We start from the raw sequence: 21,908 nt of genomic DNA on the forward strand, positions 1-21,908 counted from the left end.
TCACCGTTCGTCATCGTCGGGGCCGCCGGTCGCGGCGTCTTCGAGTTCGCTCAGCACCAGGTCCTCGACCAGTTCGGCCAGTTCGGCCACGGTGCGGGAGACCAGCACGTCACGCGGGGTGAGCGTGACGCCGAAGGCATCGTTGGCGCGGGAGGCGATCAGCAGGGCCCGCATGGAGTCGCCGCCGAGCAGGAAGAAGTCGTCGGTGACGCCGACGGCGGTGCCCAGGGCCTCGGCCCAGAGCTCGGCGACCGCCTCCTCGGTGGGGGTCCGGGGGGCCAGCCGTTCGAGCGTCTCCTCGGCGGCGGGCCGGGGCGCGGGCAGCGCGGCCCGGTCGGTCTTCCCGCCGGGGGTGAGCGGGAAGCGGTCGAGGACGGCGAAGGCCGTCGGGACCATCGGGCCGGGCAGCGAGCGGGCGGCCAGCGCCCGCAGTTCGGCGCCGGTGGGCGGTTCGGTGCCGGGGGCGGCCAGCAGGTGGGCGACCAGCCGGGGCAGCCCGGGCTCGTCCTCCCGGATGGTCACCACGGCGTCCAGCACGGCCGGGTGGCGCACCAGGACGGCTTCGACCTCGCCCGCCTCGATCCGGTGGCCGCGCAGCTTCAGCTGGTGGTCGGTGCGGCCGAGGTAGTGCAGTTCGCCCCGGTGGTCGCGGCGCACCAGGTCGCCGGTGCGGTACATCCGGCTGCCGGGCGGCCCGTACGGGTCGGCGGTGAACCGGGCCGCGGTCAGGCCCGGGCGGCGCAGGTAGCCGCGGGCCAACGACGGTCCGCTCAGCCAGAGTTCGCCGGGGGTGCCGTCGGGCACCGGGCGCCGTCGGGCGTCCAGGACGTACGCGCCGGTGCCGGGCAGCGGGCGGCCGATCGGCGGGGCGGCGCCGTCCGGGGCCAGCGGCGCGGACCAGGTGGCGACCACGGTGGCCTCGGTGGGGCCGTAGGAGTTGACCATCCGGTGGTGCGGGGCCCAGCGGGCGACCAGGTCGGCGCCGCAGGCGTCCGCGCCGACGATCAGGGTCTTCAGCGCGGGCAGCGTGCCGGGGGTGTCGGCCGGCAGGGTGGCGAGCGCGGCGGGCGGCAGCAGGGTGTGGGTGATCCGCTCGGCCCGCAGCAGTTCGGCGAGCGGGGCGCCGAGCAGCGGCCCGGGCGGCGGGACGACCAGCCGGGCGCCGTGCGGCAGGGCCAGGCAGAGTTCCAGCACCGAGGCGTCGAAGCTGGGGGTGGCGAAGGCCAGCACCCGGTCCCCGGGGGCGACCCGGTAGTGCGCGGCCTCGGCGGCGGCGAAGCCGGCCAGGCCGCGGTGGGTGAGGACGACGCCCTTGGGGGTGCCGGTGGAGCCGGAGGTGTAGATCACGTAGGCGGGGTCGTCGAGGTCGAGCGGGCGGGTCCGGTCGGCGTCGGTGGGGCGGTGCCCGGGGGTGCCGTCCGGTGCGGCGGCCAGCAGGGCGGCCACTTCCTTGGCGTCCAGGGTGAGTCCGGGGGCCGCGTCGCGCAGCATCGCCTCCACCCGCTCGTCGGGGTAGGTGGGGTCGACCGGGAGGAAGGCGGCGCCGGCCTTGGCGACCGCCAGCTCGGCCAGCGGCGTGTCCGCCGAGCGCGGCAGCAGCAGGGCGACCACGGTGCCGGGGCCGGCCCCGCGGGCGATCAGCCGGTGCGCCAGCCGGTTGGCGTGGGCCTCGAGTTCGGCGAAGGTCAGGTCCTGGCCGTCGGTGCTCAGGGCGACGGCGGTCGGCCAGCGGTCGACGGCGGCCTCGACCAGGGCGGGCAGGCTCGCCGGGGCGACCGGGGCGGTCTCCGGGCGGGCCGGTCCGTGCAGCAGCCGGTCCCGCTCGCCGGGCGGCAGCAGGTCGAGCGCGTCCAGCCGGGTGGCGCCGTCGGTGGCGGCCAACGCGTCCAGGATGTGCAGGAGTTGGTCGGCCAGGCCGCGGGCGGTCCGCCGGTCGAGGTAGCGGGGGTCGTGGCCGAGTTCGACGGCGAGCCGTTCGCCGGGCGAGACGACCACGGTGAGCGGGTAGTTGGTTGCCTCCCGGGCGTCCAGTTCGCGGATCCGCAGGCCCTGGCCGTCGGCCGTCGCCTCGCTGACCGGGTAGTTCTCCAGCACCACCAGGCTGTCGAACAGTCCGGTTCCGGGCGGGAGTTGGCCGAGGGCCTGGATCTCGGCCAGCGGCAGGTGCTCGAACCGGCGGTCCTCGGCGCGCTCCTCCTGGAGGGCGCGCAGCCAGTCCGCGCAGGGCCGGGCGCCGTCGACGGCGACCAGGGCGGGCAGGGTGGTGATGAACAGGCCGATGATGGCGTCCGCGCCGGTCAGTTCGGCCGGGCGCCCGGAGACGGTGGTGCCGAAGCACACCCGGCTCTCCCCGCTGCGCTGGGCGAGCAGCAGCGCCCAGGCTCCCTGGACCAGCGTGTTGAGGGTGATCCGGTGGCGGCGGGCGAAGTCCTGGAGCTGCCGGGTGGCGGCCGCGTCGAGCCGGTGCGAGAGCCACTGCCCGGAGCGGGTGGTGTCGCCGGGGGCGGGGCGGCGGTGGTAGGGCAGCGGGGTGGGCGCGGTGAGGTCGGCGAGCGCCGCCCGCCAGTGGTCGGCGGCCGCGCCGGTGCGGTCGGCGCTGCCGCCGGCGGCCAGCCAGCTCACGTAGTCGCCGAAGGGCCGGCGCGCGGGCAGGTCCGGGCGGTCGCCGGCGGCCAGCGCGGCGTGCGCGGCCAGCACGTCGGCGAGCACGTGGAAGACGCTCCAGCCGTCCAGCAGCACGTGGTGGAAGGTCCAGACGACCCGGATCGCGTCCGGGCCGAGCCGGATCAGGTGGAGCCGCAGCAGCGGGGCCCGGTCCAGGGCGAGCGGGCGGGAGCGCTCCTCGGCCAGCAGCTCTTCCAGCCGGGTGGCGCGCCCGGCCTCGGGCAGGGTGCGCCAGTCGTGGTGGGTGACCGGCAGGGTCGCCCGCCGGTGCACCGCCTGGAGCGGCACCGGGACGTCCCGCAGGACGACGGCGGTGCGCAGCACGGGCGTGCGGTCGACCACGTGCTGCCAGGCGGCGGCCAGCGGCTCCGGGTCGCGGGCGCCGTCCAGCACGAAGGTGATCTGCTCGACGTACAGGCCGTGTTCGGCCTCGTCCAGGCCGTGCAGCACCATGCCGGTCTGGGTGGGGGTGAGCGGCTGGAGGTCCGCCACCTCGCGGCCGGTGCCGACCAGCCGGTCCACGGCGGCCTGGTCGAGCCGGGCCAGCGGGAAGTCGGACGGGGTGCGGCCGCCGGCGCCGGGTCCGGCGCAGTGCCGGACGATCTCCCGCAGTTCGTCGAGCAGTTCGGCGGCGAGCCGGGCGACGGTGGCCGGACGGTGCCGTTCCCGGGAGTAGGACCAGCTGAACTCGAGCCGGCCGTCCGCCACCCGGCCGAGCAGGTCGAGCAGGTGCGGCCGTTCGGCGGTGCGGTCCAGGCCGCCGGTGAGCGGCCCGTACGGGGAGTGCAGCAGGCCGCCCGGGGTGGCGGTCCAGTCCTGCCGGCCGAGGTAGTTGAAGCCGATCTGCGGCAGGCCGGGCAGGTCGCGGGCGTCGCCCAGGTGGCGCAGGGCGCCGTAGCCGAGGCCGCCGCCGGGGACGGCGCGCAGGTTCTCCTTGACGGTCTTGAGCGCGGTGCCGGTGTCGGCGCTCCGCGGCACGTCCAGGATCACGGGGTACATCGCGGTGAACCAGCCGACGGTGCGCGAGAGGTCGAGGCCGAGGAGGTCCTCGCGGCCGTGGCCCTCCAGGGCGACCGCGGCCGTATCCCGGCCGGTCCAGCGGGCCAGGACCCGGCCCAGGGCGCAGAGCAGCACGTCGTTGACCCGGGTGCGGTAGGCCTCGGGCACGTCCTGGAGCAGCCGCCTGGTCTCCTCCTGGTCCAGGGCGACGGTCAGCGTCTCCTCCTCGGCGGCCGTGTTGGCGCCGTCGAGGTCGGTCGGCAGCGGGGTCGCGGCCTCCACGCCCCGCCAGTGGGCGAGTTCGGCGTCGAAGCCGCCGTCCCGGGCGTGCCGGTCGAGCCGGTCGGCCCAGGTCAGGAAGGAGGCGCTGCGGGGGCCGAGGTCGGGCCGGCGTCCGTCCCGCAGGGCCCGGTGGGCGGTGTCCAGGTCCTCCAGGATCAGCCGCCAGGAGACCGCGTCCACCACCAGGTGGTGGGCGGCCAGCAGCAGCACGGGGTGCGGGTCGTCGGCGAGGTGGCAGAGCGCGGCGCGCAGCAGGGGGCCGGCGGTCAGGTCGAAGCCGTCGGCCAGGTCGTCGCGCAGCCGCTGGAACTCCTCGTCGCCGCGCAGCCGGTGGGTGCTCAGCTCGGGTGCCGGGCCGGGTTCGGTGCCGTGCTGGCGCCACCGGCCGTGCTCCAGCGGCTGGTAGCGCAGTCGCAGCGCGTCGTGCCGCTCCAGCACGGCGGCCAGGGCGGCCCGCAGCAGCTGCTCGTCGGTGTCGGGGGCGAGCCGGAAGGCGACGGACTGGGTGAGCCGGGCCGGGTCGCCGTCGAGGGTGTCGAACAGCCAGTGCTGGACCGGGGTGAGCGGGGCGTCGCCGGTCACCGGGCCCTGCTCGTCGGGGCCGGCCGGCCGGGGCGCGTCCTCGGCGGCCCGGGCGAGTTCGGCCAGGGTCTGGTGGGCGAACAGGTGGCGCGGGGTCAGGGTGAGGCCGGCCCGGCGGGCCGCCGAGACGATCTGGATGCCCAGGATGGAGTCGCCGCCGAGCGCGAAGTAGTTGTCGTCCGCGCCGACTTCGGGCACGCCGAGGACCTCGGACCAGATCGCGGCGAGGGCCCGTTCGGTGGCGGTGCGGGGCGGCCGGGTGGCGCCGGCGGCCGGGGCGTGCCAGGCCGGGACGGGCAGGGCGCGCCGGTCGAGCTTGCCGGTGGCGCCGAGCGGCAGCCGCTCCAGCGGCACCACCAGGGCGGGCACCAGGTGTTCGGGGAGGGTGCGGCCGAGGAAGGCCCGCCAGCCGGCCGGGTCCGGCAGGTCGCCGCCGCGGGGCACCGCGTAGCCGACCAGCCGCTTGTGGCCGTCCTGCTCCAGCACCCGGGCGGCCGCCGCGGCGACCTGCGGGTGGCGGGCCAACGCGGCCTCCAGCTCGCCGAGTTCGATCCGGAAGCCGCGGACCTTGACCTGGTCGTCGGCGCGGCCGAGGTAGCGCAGCTGTCCGTCGGCCGTCCAGCGCACGACGTCCCCGGTGCGGTACATCCGGGCGCCGGGCGGGCCGAAGGGGTCGGGCAGGAAGCGGGCGGCGGTCAGGCCGGGGCGGCCCAGGTAGCCGCGGGCCACGCCGGTGCCGGCCAGGTGGAGCTCGCCCGGCGCGCCGATCGGCACCGGGCGCAGCCGCTCGTCCAGGACGTAGGCCCGGGCGCCGCCGACCGGCCGGCCGATCGGCGGGTCGCGGTCGGGGTCGGCGGGGTCGCAGAGGGCGGCGGTGGCGTAGACGGTGGCCTCGGTGGGGCCGTAGACGTTGAGCACCCGGCAGCCGGGGACGGCGGCCCGGAGCTGGCGCACGGTACGGGCGGGCAGCGCCTCGCCGGCCAGCAGCACGGTGTCCGCGGCGAGCCGGACGGTGTTCTCGGCGAGCAGCCCGCCGAGCGCGGAGGGCACGGCGGAGACCAGCCCGGCCTGCCAGCGGCCGGGCCGTTCGGCGAGGGCCAGGAGGTCCCGGAGGAGTTCCACGCAGCCGCCGGAGAGCAGCGGCGAGAAGATCTCGAACACCGACACGTCGAAGTTGAGCGAGGTGGCGGCGATCACGTGGGCGAGGCCGCGGCCGCCGAACTCCTCGGCCGCCCAGTCGGTGAGGGCCAGCACGGAGGCGTGGGCGACCACCACGCCCTTGGGCCGGCCGGTGGAGCCGGAGGTGTGGATGACATAGGCGGGGTGGCCGGGCAGCAGCGGGGCGGATCGTTCCTGCACGTTCACCGGGTCGGCGGAGGCAGCAGCGAGCCGGGCGGCACTGGCCGGGTCGTCGAGCACGATCCGGGTGTACGGGCCCTCCGGCAGCCGCTCCCGGGCCCCGGTGTCGGTGACCACGGCGTCCGGCCGGACGTCCTCGAAGAGGTAGGCGATCCGCTCGGCCGGGTACCCCGGGTCGACCGGCAGGTAGCCGGCGCCGCTCTTGAGCACCGCCAGCAGGGCCACCACCAGGTCGGCGGTGCGGGGCAGCGCGAGCGCGACGAAGCGCTCGGGGCCCGCGCCGGCCGCGATCAGCAGCCGGGCCAGCCGGTTGGAGCGCTCGTCCAGCTCCCGGTAGCTCAGCAGGGTGTCGCCGGAGCGGACGGCCGGGGCGTCGGGGGTGCGGGCGGCCTGCCGGGCGAAGGCCTCGGGCAGGGTGCCCGCGGGCAGCCGGGTCGGCTTCCCGCCGAGGCGCTCGACCAGCTCGCGGCCCTCCGCCGGGGCCAGCAGCGGCAGTTCGGCGGCGGGCCGGTCCAGGCCGGTGGCGAGCGCCGCCAGCAGGGTGCGCAGGCTCGCCCCGATCCCCTCGACGGTGGCGGTGTCGAAGGCGGCCGGGTCGTGGTCGAGGTCGACCGCGATGGACTCGCCGGGGGCGACCACCACGCTCAGCGGGTAGCTGGTCGGCTCCAGGACGTGCTCGGTCTCCACGGACAGGCCGTGCCGGGTCAGCGCCCCCGCGTCGAACGGGTAGTTCTCGAAGACCACGATGCTGTCGAACAGGGCCGTCCCGCCGGGCAGTTCACTCCAGTTCTGGAGCTGGGCGAGGGAGACCGAGTCGTACCGGCGCGCCTCCGACTGGGTGTCCTGGAGCTCCCGCAGCCACTCCCCCAGCGGGCGCCGGTCGTCGATCCGGGCCCGGGTCGGCAGGGCGTTGATGAACAGCCCCACCATCGAGGTGACGCCGGGGAGTTCGGCGGGCCGGCCGGAGACGATGGTGCCGAACACCACGTCCGGCCCGCCGCCGTAGCGGGAGAGCAGCAGCGCCCAGGCGCCCTGGAGCACGGTGTTGACGGTGAGCCCGGCCTGCCGGGCGGTGTCGCGCAGCCGCGCGGAGAGTCCGGCGCCCAGGCTGATCCGCACCTTGGCGGAGGAGGAGGCCCGGTGGGCCTCGGCGGGGCGGCGGTCCCGGGGCAGTTCGGTGGGGGCGGGGAAGCCCGCCAGGGTGGCGCGCCAGTGCCGTTCGGCCTGTTCCTGGTCCTGTTCGGACAGCCAGCGCAGGTAGTCGGCGTAGGGGGCGCGGTCGGCGAGCTGCGGGGGGCGGCCGGCGGTGAGCGCGGCGTAGCGCTCGCAGACCTCGTCGAAGACCTGGGCGGCGCTCCAGCCGTCCAGCAGCACGTGGTGGAAGGTCCAGACGACCCGGACCCGGTCGGCGCCGAGCCGCACCAGGGAGAGCCGCAGCAGCGGCCCGGCGGCCAGGTCGATGCCGGCCTCGCGGTCGGCGGCGAGCAGCCGGGCGGTGTCCCGGGCGACCTGCTCGGCGGGCCGGTCCGTCCAGTCGTGCCGGGCCACCGGCAGGACGACCCGCTGCTGCACGACCTGGACCGGCTCGGCGGTGTCCTGCCAGCTGAGCCGGGTGCGCAGCACCGGGTTGGCGTCGACGGTCGCCTGCCAGGCCTCGGCCAGCGCCCGCGGGTCGGTGACCCCGGTCAGCACCAGCTGGACCTGGTTGACGTAGGTGTCGCCGTCCGGCTCCAGCAGGCTGTGGAACAGCATCCCGGCCTGCATCGGCGTCAGCGGGTGGACGTCGGCGACGCTCCGGCCGTCCCCGACGATCCGGTCCACCGCGGCCTGGTCCAGCCGGGCCAGCGGGAAGTCGGACGGGGTGCGGCCGCCGGCGCCGGGGCGGGCGCAGTGGGCGACGATCCCCTCCAGCGCCCGGAGCAGGGCGTCCGCGAGGGCGGTGACGGTCTCCGCGCGGTGCCGTCCGGTGCTGTAGTACCAGCCGACCTCCAGTTCGCCGTCCTCGACCCGGGCGACCACGTCCAGCAGGTGGGGGCGCTCGGTGCCGGGCGCCTCCGAGCCGCCGAGGCCGCCGGGGACGGCGCGCACCAGGGCGGCGCCGTCGGCGGACCAGTCGAAGCGGCCCAGGTAGTTGAAGCTGATCCCGGGGGCGGGGGCGTCCGCGAACCGCTCCCCGGCCAGGTGGCGCAGCGCGCCGTAGCCGAGGCCGCGGTCCGGCACCGCGCGCAGCTGCTCCTTGACGGACTTCAGCGCGGCGCCCCAGTCCCCGTCGGGAGCGGCGGGGACGGCCAGCGCGACGGGGTACAGGGAGGTGAACCAGCCGACGGTGCGGGACAGGTCGACGCCCTCGAACAGGGCGTCCTCGCGGCCGTGGCCCTCCAGGCCGATCGCCACGGTGGGGCGGCCGGTCCACTCGGCGAGCACCCGGCCCAGGGCGGTGAGCAGCACGTCGTCGATCCGGGTGCGGTAGACGGCGGGGACCTGCCGCAGCAGCCGGTCGGTGCGTTCGCGGTCGAGCCGGACGGTCACCGTGCCCAGCTCGGCGGCGGTGTTGGCGCCCTCGCCGTCCACCGGCAGCGGCGCCTCGCAGGCCCGGGCGGCGGCCGTCCAGTGCGCGTGCTGGTCGGCGAAGCCGCCGGCCCCGGTGTGGGCGCGCAGCCGGCGGGTCCACTCCCGGACGGAGCTGGTGCGGGCGGGCAGGCGCAGCGGGCGGCCCTCGACGGCCTGCCGGTAGGCGGTCTCCAGGTCCTCCAGCAGGACCCGCCAGGAGACGCCGTCGACGACCAGGTGGTGGACGGTGAGCAGCAGCCGGCCGGTGGTCGGGCCGGTGAACAGCCGGGCGGTGAACAGCGGGCCGGTGTCCAGCCGGAAGCCCGCCTGGGCGGCCTCGGTCACCGCCGCCTCGTCCTCCCCGGCGTGCACCTCCAGCAGTTCGGGGGCGGTGGCGTCGGCGGGTTCGCAGTGCTGCTGCCAGCGGCCGTCCGGGCCGGGGGCGAAGCGGCAGCGCAGCGCGTCGTGCTGGGCCCACAGGGCGGTCAGGGCGCGGCGCAGGGCCGCCGGGTCGACGGCGCCGGGCGTCTCCACCACCAGGGACTGGTTGAAGTGGTGGGCCTGGGCCGGGTGCGGGTCGAGGAACCAGTGCTGGATGGGCGTCAGCCCGACCTCACCGCTGACCGGTTCGGTGCCGAGGACGGTGGCGGCGGTGCCGGCGGCGGCGGCCAGCGCGGCCACGGTGGGGTGCCGGAAGAGGTCGCGCGGGGAGAGCGCGAGTCCGGCGGCGCGGGCCCGGGAGACCACCTGGATGCTCAGGATGGAGTCGCCGCCGAGCAGGAAGAAGTCGTCGTCCAGGCCGACCCGTTCGACGCCGAGCAGCTCCGCCCAGATCCCGGCGAGGGCGCGTTCGGCGTCGGTGCGCGGGGCGCGGTGGGCGGCGCCGCCGGCCGTGGACCAGTCGGGGGCGGGCAGTCGGCGGCGGTCCACCTTGCCGTTGGCGGTCAGCGGGAGTGCGGGCACCGTGACGAACGCGGCGGGCAGCATGTAGTCGGGCAGGTCGGCGGCCAGGTGGGCGCGCAGGGCCGCGGCGGCGGGCGGCACGGTGCCGTCGGCGCCCTCGGCGGGCACCAGGTGGGCGACCAGCCGCTTGCGTCCGCCGCCCTGGTTCAGCGAGACCACGGCCTCGGCGACGGCTGGGTGGGCGGTCAGCCGGGCCTCGATCTCGGCGGGTTCGATCCGGAAGCCGCGGATCTTGATCTGGTCGTCCGCGCGGCCGACGAACTGCAGCTCGCCGTCCTCGCTCCAGCGGACGGTGTCCCCGGTGCGGTACATCCGGCTGCCGGGCGGGCCGTAGGGGTCGGCGAGGTAGCGCGCGGCGGTCTCGCCGGGGCGGCCCGCGTAGCCGCGCGCCAGCCCGGCCCCGGCCAGGTACAACTCACCCGTGATGCCCGGGGGTTGCGGCTGGAGCGCGCCGTCCAGGACGTACGCCCGGGTGTTGTCCAGCGGGCGGCCGATCGGCAGCACGGCGGGCAGCGGGTCGCCGGGACGGAAGGCCCGGCGGGTGGCGAAGGTGGTGGTCTCGGTCGGGCCGTAGACGTCGACGACGGTGAGCCCGGGGCAGGCCTCCAGCACCCGGCCCACCACCGCGCCCGGCACCGCCTCGCCGCCGGTCCACACCTCCCGGGCCCCGCGCAGGCAGCCCGGGTCCTCCTGGGCGAGCAGCCGGAACAGCCCGATGGTCAGGAAGAGGCAGCGCACGCCCTGCTCGGTGACGGCGTGCCGGACCACGGCGGCGTCCACCTCCCCGGGCGGGGCCAGCACGGCGGTGCCGCCGCGCAGCAGCGGCACCCAGAGTTCGTAGGTGGCGGCGTCGAAGGCGTGCGGGGAGTGCACCAGCACCCGGTCGTGCCCGGCGAAGGCGCGGTCCCGGGCGAGCGCGGCGACGTCGCGGCGGCGGACCGCGACGCCCTTGGGGGTGCCGGTGGAGCCGGAGGTGAACATCAGGTACTGGACGTGGTCGGGGTGGACGGGCGCTGCCCCGGCGGCCGGCACGCCCGGGTCGGCCGTCGCGCCCGGGTCGGCGGTCACGCTCGGGTCGGCGGTCACGCTCGGGTCGGCCGGTCCGCCGTCGACCAGCAGAACCCTTTCCGCAGGTCCCAGTCCGGCGGCCGTGCCGGCCGAGTCGGGGTCGGTGAGCAGCAGCTCGGCGCCGGCCGCGGCGAGCATCCCGAGCAGCCGCTCGCGCGGCGCCCGGCCGTCCAGCGGCACGTAGACCCCGCCGCTGCGGACCAGCGCCAGCTGGGCGACGACCAGGGCGACGGAACGGTTCATCAGGACCCCGACCGACCGCTCGGGGCCGACCCCGAGTGCGGCCAGCCGGGCGGCCAACGCGGCGGCGCGGGCGTCGAGTTCGCGGTAGCTCAGGCGCTCCCCGCCCGCCTCCAGGGCGACCGCGTCGGGGCGGCGCCGGACCTGTTCGGCGAACAGCTCGGCGATGTCCCGCTCGGGCCGCTCGACCGCGGTGTCGTTCCAGTCGACCAGGACCCGTCGGCGCTCCTCGGCGGCCAGCAGCGGGATCCGCGCGGGCGGGCGCCCGGCCGCGCCGGGCAGCGCGGTCAGCAGGGCGGTGAGCTGCCGGGCCGTCCGCCGGATCGTGGCGGCGTCGAACAGCCGGGGGTCGTAGCAGAGCCGCAGGGCCAGCTCCGGGCCCGGGTAGGCGATCAGGGCGAGCGGGTAGTTGGTGGTCTCGATCCCGTCCAGCTCGCGCAGCCGCAGGCCGTGGGCGGCGGCCGCGTCGTCGTCCACGGGGTAGTTCTCGAAGACCACCAGGCTGTCGAACAGCGCGCTCTGCTCGGGCAGTTCGGTGGCGGCCCGCAGGCGGGTGAGCGGGAGGTGGCCGTGCCGCCGGTCCTCGCTCTGCTCCCGTTGGAGGGCGCGCAGCCAGTCCAGCAGGGTGCCGTCGGCGGGCACCGTGGTCCGGGTCGGCAGGGTGGTGATGAACAGGCCGGTCATCGACTCCACCCCGGGCAGCTCGGGCGGCCGCCCCGAGGAGGTGGTGCCGAACAGGACGTCGGCGCGGTTCGCCTGGCGGCCGAGCAGGATCGCCCAGGCGCCCTGGACCACGGTGTTCAGGGTGAGCCCGGCGCCCCGGGCGAGCTCCTCCAGGGCCCGGGTCGCGGCGGCGGGCAGGGTGAACGGCACCGCCTGGGTGGACTCCGCGCGGTGGCTCTGCCGCGGCTCGCGGTCGTACGGCAGCGGGGTCGGCTCGGTGAGCCCGGCCAGCCGCCCGCGCCAGTGCCCCTCGGCCTCGGCCGGGTCCCGCTCGGCCAGCCAGCCGACGTAGTCGCGGTACGGGCGGCGCTCCGGGACGGTGCCGTACGGCACGTCCGCCGCCGGCCCCGAGCGGGCCAGGACGGCGTGCACGGCGAAGACGTCCGAGAGCACCTGGAACAGGCTCCAGCCGTCCAGCACCAGGTGGTGGAAGGACCACAGCACCCGCACCCGGTCGTCGGCGAGGCGGATCAGCACCAGCCGCTGGAGCGGGGCCAGGTCGAGGTCGAGGCCGCGGGCCCGGTCACGGTCCAGCAGTTCGGCCAGCCGGGCCGGGCGGTCGGGCTCCGGCACCTCGCGCCAGTCCAGCCGGGCGACCGGCAGCTCGGCCCGGCGGTGGACCACCAGCACCGGCTCGGGGACGCCCTGCCAGCGGACCTCGGCGCGCAGCACCTCGGTGCGGTCGCTCACCCACTGCCAGGCCTCGGCCAGCCGCGCCGGGTCGGGCACGCCGTCCAGCACGAAGTCGAGCTGCTGGAAGTAGGCGCCGCTGTCCTCCTCGGCGAGGCCGTGGAAGAGCATCCCGGCCTGGGTGGGCGTCAGCGGGAGGACGTCCTCGACCGCGCCCGGGTCGTCCCCGGTGATCCGGTCGACGGCCGGCTGGTCGAGCCGGGCCAGCGGGAAGTCGGACGGGGTCCGGCCGGCCGCGTCGGGGCGGGCGGCGAAGCGGGCGAGGTCGGCGAGTTCCTCCGCGTAGCGCCGGGCCAGTGCCCCGACGGTGGCCGGGCGGTACCGGCTCCCGGCGTAGAAGAAGGTGAACTCCAGGACGTCGTCGACGAGATGTCCGACCACCTCGAGGGCGTGCGGGCGCCCGGTGGCCGGGTCGGCGTCCAGCTCCAGCGGCCGGAAGGTGCCGCGCAGCAGCCCCTCGGCGGCGTCCGGGACGTCCATCCGGCCCAGGTAGTTGAAGCTGATCCGGGCGGCCTGGGCGGCGGGCGCCGTCCCGGGGCGGCCGAACTGGCGCAGCGCGTCGAAGCCGAGGCCGCGCCGGGGGACGGCCCGCAGCTGCTCCTTGACCTGCTTGAGCACGGTGTCCCAGTCGGCTCCGGCGGGCACCGCCAGGGCGACCGGGTGCCGGGTGGTGAACCAGCCGACGGTGCGGCCGAGGTCCAGCTCGGGGAACAGCTCCTCGCGGCCGTGCCCCTCGACGTCCACCACCACCCGGGCCGGGCCGTCCGCCCGGCCCAGGGCGCGGCCGAGGGCGCTCAGCAGCACGTCGTTGGCCTGGGTGCGGTAGGTGTCGGGCAGGGTGCGCAGCAGGGCGGCGGTGTCGGCGCGGTCCAGCCGGACGGTCACCGAGCGGGCCGAGGCGTAGTCGTCGGCGCCCGCCGGGTCGTCGGCCGGGAAGGGGTCGGGGTCGGGGCCCGGCGGGACGGCCCGGGCCCAGTACTCCGTCTCGTCCTCGAAGCCGCCGTCGGCGGCGAACCCGGCCAGCCGCCGGGACCACTGGCGCAGCGGGGTGGCCTTCGCGGGCAGCGCCGCCGCGCCGTCCCGGCCCGCGCGGCGGGCCCGGTAGGCGGTGTCCAGGTCCTCCAGCAGGACCCGCCAGGAGACCCCGTCGACCACCAGGTGGTGGACGGCCAGGTGCAGCACCGGGGGCCGGTCCGCGCCGCGGTCGTGCAGCACGGCGCGCAGCAGCGGTCCGCGGCGCAGGTCGAAGGGGCCGAAGTGGGGGGTGTCGCCGTCCGGTCCGGTGTGCCGGGCCAGCCGCAGCCGGGCGGTCCGCTCCTCGATCCGCCAGCGCGCGCCGTCCGATGCGCCGTCCGGCTCGAAGCTGGAGCGCAGCGCGTCGTGGTGCGCGACCAGGTCGTTCAGCGCCTCCTCCAGCGCCGCCGGGTCCGCGTCGGCGGGCAGCAGCAGGGACGTCGCCTGGTTGAAGTGCCCGGCCCGGCCGGCCGCCTGCTCGAACCACCAGCGCTGGATCGGGGTGGGCACGCCGGGCCCGGTGGCGGCCACCGCGGCGGCGACGGCCGGTCGTTCGGCGTCGTCGGCGCAGCGGGCCAGCGCGGCCACCGTCTGGTGCCGGTAGAGGTCCCGGGAGGTGAGCGGCAGGCCCTCCTGCCGGGCGCGGGCGACCACCTGGATGCCGAGGATGGAGTCGCCGCCGAGGTCGAAGAAGTTGTCGTCCGCGCCGACCCGGTCCAGCCGCAGGACCTCCGTCCAGATCGCGGCGAGCGCGTGCTCGGCGGGGGTGCGGGGGGCGACGTGCCGGACGGTCCGCTCGGCCGGCCCGGGATCGGGCAGTCGGCCGCGGTCGAGCTTGCCGTTGGGGTTGAGCGGCAGGGCGGGCAGCACCAGGACGGTCGCGGGCACCAGGTGGTCGGGCAGGCTCAGGGCGAGCGCGCGGCGCACCTCCGCCGGCTCCAGCCGGTGCTCGGGGGCGGGCACCACGTACCCGACCAGGCGCCGGCCACCGTCACCGCCGCCCCCGTCGGCGACGGCGGCGGCCGCCTCCGCCACGCCCGGGCAGCGCCGCAGGGCCTCCTCCACCTCGCCGAGTTCGATCCGGAAGCCGCGCACCTTGACCTGCTGGTCGATCCGGCCGACGTACTCCAGGTCACCGTCGGCGTTCCACCGGGCGAGGTCCCCGGTGCGGTACATCCGGCCCCCCGGCTCGCCGTACGGGTCGGCCACGAACCGGGTGGCGGTCAGCCCGCTGCGGCGCAGGTAGCCGCGCGCCAGCCCGCCGCCGCCGAGGTACAACTCGCCGACCACGCCCGGCGGTTGCGGACGCAGCCCGTGGTCCAGCACATAGGCCCTGGTCAGCCCCAGCGGTCGGCCGATCGGCGGTGCCTGGTCCGGCAGCCGGTCGCCGGCGAACCAGGCGGTGGCGTACACGGTGGCCTCGGTGGGGCCGTAGAGGTTGGCGACCGCGCTGCCGGGCAGGGCCCGGCGCAGGTCCTGCACCGCCCGGGCGGTGACGGCCTCACCGGCCAGCACCACGGTCTCCGGGTCGACCGGGGCCGCTCCCCCGGCGATCAGCCGGGACACCACCGAGGGCACGCCGCTGAGCAGGCCGACCGGGCGCGGCCCGGCGCCGTCGGTCTCGGCCAGGACGGTGAGGTCGGCGACCACCTCGACCGTCCCGCCGACCAGCAGCGGGCAGAGCAGTTCGAAGACCGAGACGTCGAAGTTGAGCGAGGTGGCGGCGAGCACGTGGGCCAGCCCGTCGGCGCCGAAGCGCTCCGCGGCCCAGTCCGCGAGGACGGCGACGCTGCGGTGGGTGACCACCACACCCTTGGGCCGGCCGGTCGAGCCGGAGGTGTAGATGACGTAGGCGGGGTGGTCGGGCAGCAGCGGCTCCCGCCGGTCGGCGTCCGTCAGGTCGGCGTCCGTGGGCCCGGCGTCCGTGGGCTCGGTGTCCGTCAGGTCGGCGTCCGTGGCGTCGCCGTCCGTCAGGCCGGCCTCCGGCCCGGCGTCGAGGTCCGGGCCGTCGTCCAGCAGCAGCACCGGGAAGCCCGCCGGCACCGCGGCCGCGGTCTCCCGGGTGGCGAGCACGATCGCCGGGTCGGCGTCCGTCAGGATCAGCCGGATCCGCTCGGCCGGGTACCCAGGGTCCACCGGCAGGTACGCCGCGCCCGACTTCAGCACGGCCCAGACCGCGGCGGGCAGTTCGGCCGAGCGGGGCAGGCAGATCCCGACCAGCCGGTCCGGGCCGGCGCCCCGGGCGACCAGCAGCCGGGCGAGCCGGTTGGCGCGCCGGTTCACCGTCGCGTAGTCCAGCCGCACCGGACCGTGGACGACGGCGGTCCGCCCGGGGCCGTCGGCGACCCGCGCCTCGAACAGCCCGGGCAGCACCGCGCCGGGGGTGTCCGGCCCGCCGCCCACCGGCGGGTTCCAGGAGTCGAGCAGGGTGCGCTGCTCCTCCTCGGAGAGCAGCGGCAGTTCGGCGAGGGTGCGCTGCGGGCCGTCCGCCATCCCGGCGAGCAGCCGGTGCAGGTGCCGGGCCATCCGGTCGACCGTGCGCCGGTCGTACAGGTCGGTGTTGTACTCCACGGTCAGCCCGCAGCCGCCGGCCCGCTCCGGGGTGAACTCCAGTACCAGGTCGAACCGGGCGGCCGGGCGGGGCAGCGGGTGGTCCGCGAAGACCGGGTCGCCGGGGGCCGGCGGGGCGACGGTGTCCTGCTGGACGACCAGCACCTGCACCATCGGGGTGCGGCTCGGGTCCCGGGGCGGGGCCAGTTCCTCGACCACCCGGTCGAAGGGCACGGCGGCGTGCGCGAAGGCGTCCAGCAGGGTGGTGCGCATGGTCTCGGTGAAGCGGTCGACGGTGGCCTTGGCGTCCACGTCGGCGCGCAGCACCACGGTGTTCACGAAGAAGCCGGTGACCTCCTCCAGCTCCCGCCGGTCGCGCCCGGTGGTGACGGTGCCGAAGGCGATGTCCCGCTGGCCGGAGTAGCGCGCGAACAGCAGGGCGGCCGCCCCGGCGAACAGGGTGAACGCCGTGGTGCCGCGCCCGGCCGCCAAGTGCCGCAGCCGGGTGACCAGTTCAGCAGGGAGGTGGTGGCGGAGCGCGGCGCCGGCGGTGGTGCGCACCGCGGGCCGGGGCCGGTCGGTGGGCAGTTGGAGGGGCTGGAGGTCGGCCAGGCAGTGCTTCCAGTAGGCGAGGTCGGCGGCCGTCCCGGGGGCCTCGCGGTGCTGCTCCCAGTGCGCGAAGTCGGGGTACTGCAGGGCGGGCGCGGGCAGCCCGTCGGGTTCGCCGGAGGCCTCCGCCCGGTAGAGCGCGACGAGTTCGCGGGTGAGCACACCGACGGACCGGCCGTCGGTGACGATGTGGTGCTGCCCGAGCAGCAGCAGGTGGTCCTCGGCGGCGGTCCGCACCAGCAGCGCCCGGGTGAGCGGACCGGCGGCCAGGTCGTACGGGCGGCCGAGCTCCTCGGTCAGCAGGCGTTCGGCGGCGGCCTCGCGCTCCCCGGCCGGCAGCCCGTCGAGTTCCCCGGTGCGCAGCGGCAGTTCGACGGCCTCGGCCACGTGCTGGACGAGCTGTCCGTCGACGGTGCCGAAGGTGGTGCGCAGCGAGGCGTGCCGGCCGCCGAGCCGGTGCAGCGCCCGGCGCAGCGCCTCGGTGTCGAGGGTGCCGCGCAGCCGCAGGGCGACCCCGGTGTTGTACTCGGTGCCCCCGGCGTCGAGGTCGTTCAGGAACCACAGCCGGCGCTGGGCGGCGGAGGCCGGCCGGGGTCCGCCGGGCGGGGCGGGCGGGATCGGTGCGGGCGGGGCGGCGGCGGGGCGTTCGTCCACCAGCGCGGCCAGGGCGGCGACGGTGCGGGCGGTGAAGACGTCCCGGAGGGTGAGCGGCACGCCCAGCCGCTCGGTGGTCCGGGCCAGGGTGCGGGCGGCCAGCAGGGAGTCGCCGCCCAGCTCGAAGAAGTCGTCGTCGGCGCCGACCGCGTCGACGCCGAGGACCTCGGCCCACACGGCGGCCAGGGCGCGTTCCGTGTCGGTGCGCGGGGCGACGGCCGCGGTGCTGCCGGGGCGGGCGGGTGCGGGCAGCGCGCGCTGGTCGATCTTGTGCTGCGGGGTGAGCGGCAGCGCGGGCAGCACGACGACGGCGGACGGCACCAGGTGGGCCGGCAGGGCGGCGGCCAGGGCGGTGCGCAGCGCGGCCGGGTCCGGGGTGTGCGCCGGGTCGGCCGGGGTGGCGTAGCCGACCAGCCGGGGCCGGCCGGGCTCGTCCTCGCGGACCACCACGACGGCCTGGTCGACGGCCGGGTGCGCCCGCAGCGCGGCCTCGATCTCGCCGGGTTCGATCCGGAAGCCGCGGATCTTGACCTGGCGGTCGAGCCGGCCGAGGAACTCCAGCTGCCCGTCGGCCGTCCACCGGGCGCGGTCGCCGGTGCGGTAGAGCCGGGCGCCGGGCGGCCCGAACGGGTCCGGCGGGAAGCGCTCGGCGGTCAGGCCGGGGCGGCCCAGGTAGCCGCGCGCCACGCCCTCCCCGCCGATGTACAACTCGCCGTCGCTCCCGGCCGGTCGGGGCCGCATGGCGTCGTCGAGGACGTACGCCCGGGTGTGCGGCAGCGCGCCGCCGATGGTCGGGGTGCCGCTGCCGGCGGTGAGCGGTCCGGTCCAGGTGGCGACGATGGTGGCCTCGGTCGGGCCGTAGGAGTTGATCATGCGTCGGCCGGGCGCCCAGCGGTCGACCAGGTCGGCCGGGCAGGCCTCGGCGCCGACGATCAGGGTGCGCAGCCCGCGGCCGGCCCCGGCGGGCACGGTGGCCAGGGCCGCGGGCGGGATCAGCGCGTGGGTGATCCGGTGCTCGTCCAGCACGGCGGCGAGTTCGGCGCCCAGCCAGGGGCCGTCCGGCGGGACCACCAGGGTGGCCCCGGCCAGCACGGAGGTGAACAGTTCCAGCACGGAGGCGTCGAAGCTGGGCGAGGAGAACTGCAGCACCCGGTCACCGGGGCGGATCGCGTAGCGCTCGACGGCCGCCGCGGTGAACCCGGCGATCCCCCGGTGGGTGACCACCACTCCCTTGGGCGTCCCGGTGGAGCCGGAGGTGTAGATGACGTACGCCGCGCGGTCGGTGCCCTCGGTGCCGTCGGCGTCGGCCGCTTCGAGCAGCCCGGCGTTGTCGACCGCTTCGAGCAGCCCGTCGGCGTCGGCCGCATCGAGCAGCCCGCCGACGAGGGCCGGGTCGTCCAGCACCACCGCGGGCGCGGCGTCGGCGAGCATCATCGCCCGCCGCTCGGCCGGGTAGGCCGGGTCCACGGGCAGGAAGGCCGCGCCGGCCCGGGCGACCGCCAGCTCCGCCGCGATCAGCTCCATCGAGCGCGGCAGGACCAGCGCCACCGTCCGCTCGGGCCCCGCACCGCGCCGTCGCAGCGCCCGGGCCAGCCGCTCGACCCGGTCGGCCAGCTCCCGGTAGCTCCAGGTGCGCCGGCCGTCGGTCAGCGCGGGCGCGTCCGGCGCCTCGGCCACCCGGGCGGCGAACAGCCCGTCGAGCGTCCGGGCCGCCGGGGTCGGGTCGGCGTCCCTGGGCTGCGGCGGGGCGGACGGACGCGCGGGCTGGGCGGGCTGGGCGGCCATGACGGGGGGTCCTTCCGGACGGGGAGGGAGCGACGCGGGCGGCGGGACGGCGGGGACCGGCCCCGGCGCCGCGGTACGGACGTGACGGCGGTACGGGTCTGACGGCGGTACGAGGCGGTACGGGCCGCGCCGGGGTGAGCCGGGCGGGGCGGTGCGGGGAGCAGGGCGGTGCGGGGAGCGGGGCGGTGCGGGGCGGTACGGGGCGGCGGACGTGCCGGGGCGGGCCCGGCGGCGGCGCGACCGGCTCAGGCGGGTCCGACCCGGCGGGCCGTGCGACCGGACACCTGGACCAGGTCGACCACCCCGGTCTCCGGGTCCCGGTGGAACCGGCCGCCGGGCTCGGGGCGGCCGGTCTCCGGGTCGACCAGGTCGTAGCTCAGGTCGGCGTAGCAGCGCAGCGGCAGCGGCAGGTCGCCGTCCACGGAGAGGGTGAGCCCTCCGTCCCGGGCCGGCTCGACCCGGTACCGGATCCCGCCGTTGGCGTAGCTGCCCGCGCACTCGGGCAGGACGACCGGCTCGCCCGCGGCCACCGGGCCGATCGCGGCGGGCACCGTCAGCCCGGTCAGCCCGCCCAGCTCGGCCGCGAGGTCGCGCCAGAGGGCGGTGGCCGCACCGGCGTTGCCGGTGAAGGCGACCACCGTGCCGCTGTCCGGCTCGGCCCGCAGGTGGCAGGAGGTGCCCATGGCGTTGCCGTCGTGGCCGCACCACAGCCGGTCGTCCTGCCGGTAGAGCGCCAGGCCCGGCCCCCAGCCGTCCGCGAGGGTGCCCGGCCGGGCGCCGGGCTGCGGGCGGCGCAGTTCCTCGGCGACCTCGGGGGGCAGCACCTTGGACCGTCCGATCGCCGCGGCGCCGAGTGCGGCGAGGTCGGTGGCGCTCAAGGACAGCGCCCCGGCCGGCGCCTCCAGCGGGGCGAGGTTCTGCCGGACCGGCCGGGCCCGGCCGGTCGCGGCGTTGAGCGCGTGCCCGGCGGCGAGCGGGCGCGCGGCCGGGTCCGCGGCGGTCCCCTCGGCGGTCGCGAGGAAGGCGGGCACGGTGTCCAGCGGTTCCAGCAGCAGGGTCGCGACGGCCTCCTGCCACGTCATCCCGGTCACCGCCTCCACCAGGCGCCCGGCGGCGACGTAGCCGGCGTTGGAGTAGGAGAAGCCCGTGCCGGGCGGGAACAGCGCGTCCCCGGGGGTGCAGACCGAGGCCAGGTAGTGCACCGCCGTGGTCCGGGCCGCCGCGTCGGAGTCCGGACCGGTGGGCAGCCCGCCGGTGTGGCTGAGCAGGTGCCGGACCGTCACCTCGGGCAGGTGGCGGAACTCGGGCAGGTGGGCGGCGGCCCGGTCGTCGAGGTCGAGGTCCCCGTCGTCGGCGAGGAGCAGCACCAGGGCCGCCGTGTAGGGCTTGGTGAGGGAGCCGACCGGGACGGCGGTGTCCCCGGTGAACGGGTCACCGGTCGCGGCGTCGGCCACCCCGGTGTGCAGGGCGACCACCTCCGCCCCGGTGTCCAGGACGAGTTGGGCACCGGGCACCCGGTGGTGGCGCGCGAGCGTGTCGAGCCGGTCCTGCAGCTCACGCCGCAACAGCTGCGGCGTGCACTCGCGGACCGGCGCCAAGGCGGGGTACGGCATGGGCGGAAGCTCCCGTGGACTGGTTCTCGGCCGCGGGCCGCTGCCGGCCCCCGCGGATGAATTTCCGGATTACTGAGGAACGTCGTGCCAAATTTCCGGCCCCGGCGCGCACCGGCGCAAAGAGCCGCGCGAACAACGGGAATGACCGGGCGCCGTCCCGGCCGGGGCCGGTACGGCACGGACGCGAATGGAGTCGACTACCGGCGTGGCGCGGCGCGACTACGGCGCACGCGGAGCGGTGCCGGGCCGCATCGGCGCGCGGCGGCCGCGACGGCACGAATACGACCCGATTTCCCCGCTACTCGGCAAACTCCGGGCAACCGAATGCCCGCACCCGACCCGCCGGACCGGACAGGCACCCCGAACACGCCGGCCTGCGGCCCCGTCGGCCCGCACTCCGCACGGCAGCCCTACCCGGCATCGCAATCCCCCCTACGCCCGTCCCCGGGCCACCGGGCGGAACCCGCCGCGACAGCCGGGGAGTCGGCGCAATCCTTGACGGCCCGAACACTCCGAAAGTCGAACGCGGAACAGTCTTCACGGCCGATCACCCGCTCGCAACCCCTTCCGATTGAACGGAAAGCAATTCTCATAGGAATCGGACCGGCAAAAACCCTGGTGTGGCTCCCGACCACGGGCGGAACCCCTGATGACGGATGTGAATTGGTTGGCCGAAACCTTGGCCGTCGGCCAGCGGCAGGCCTGTACCAGGTTTTCACGGGCGCGGCAGAGTGACCGGAATGACGGCCGGGACGGGTGTGCGGAAATGTGACGGGAGGTGCTGACGGGAAATGCGGGTCGGATGTGCTGCGGGTGTCTCCGGGAGCACCCGCCGGGCCCCGCGGACGCCGGGCCGCCACCGCAGGCCGGTCCGCCGTGTCACGTTCCGGCGCGCCGCCCGGTCCCCCTGACGGGTGCGGGCGTTCCGCACCCCCGCGAGTGCGGAGCGAAGGGAGCAGCCCCATGAAGGCCCTCATCGTGTGCGTGTCGGTGTCCCACGGGAACACCCGGCGGATCGCCGACGCCATGGCCCGGCCGCTGGCCGCCCGGGTGGTCGAACCCGAGGAGCTCGACCCGGCCGGGCTCGCCGACCACGACCTGGTCGGCTTCGGCTCGGGCGTCTTCACCGGCCGCCTCCACCCGCGCCTGCGGCGCTTCGTCGACGCCCTCCCGCCGGCCGCCCGGCCGTCCCGCGCCTTCGTCTTCGCCACCAGCGGCTTCCCCCAGCCGGGCTTCCGCCCGTTCACCGGCCCGCTGGAGCGCCGGCTGGCGGCGAAGGGCTTCGAGGTGGTCGACGGCTTCACGGCCCGCGGCCATGACACCTGGCTCCCCTTCCGGCCGGTCGGCGGGATCAACAAGCAGCGCCCCGACGCCCGCGACCTGGCGGCGGCCGGGGCCTTCGCCACCCGCCTCGCCGCCCGCCTCGACCCCCGCCCGGGCGCGACCCGCTGACCCCCGCGTCGGGCGCGGCCTCCGCTCGCGCCCGACGCCCCCGCCCGGGCACCCGCACCGACGCGGGCGACCGTCCCCGCAGGAATGGCATCGATTCGAGGTACATCGAGG

3 protein-coding genes are annotated in these 21,908 nt (G+C 77.2%); 1 reads left to right on the plus strand and 2 read right to left on the minus strand.

Annotation, left to right across the window (positions count from 1 at the left end; translation table 11 throughout):
- Entirely contained in the window at positions 1-18,732 is an 18,732-nt protein-coding gene (locus tag AB0O91_RS25245; protein WP_363437078.1) for a non-ribosomal peptide synthase/polyketide synthase, read from the minus strand.
- A 245-nt stretch (positions 18,733-18,977) separates the two neighbouring features.
- Complete coding sequence (locus AB0O91_RS25250) at positions 18,978-20,345, minus strand: serine hydrolase domain-containing protein (protein WP_363437081.1); 1,368 nt, start codon at positions 20,343-20,345, stop codon at positions 18,978-18,980.
- Between the two features lie 963 nt (positions 20,346-21,308).
- Between AB0O91_RS25250 and AB0O91_RS25255 the strand changes: the two genes are divergently transcribed.
- On the plus strand, positions 21,309-21,797 hold the full coding sequence (locus AB0O91_RS25255; RefSeq protein WP_363437083.1) for a flavodoxin family protein: 489 nt from the start codon (positions 21,309-21,311) through the stop codon (positions 21,795-21,797).
- The last annotated feature ends 111 nt before the right edge of the window (positions 21,798-21,908 follow it).

The organism is Kitasatospora sp. NPDC089797 (assembly GCF_040684795.1).
Lineage (GTDB): Bacteria > Actinomycetota > Actinomycetes > Streptomycetales > Streptomycetaceae > Kitasatospora.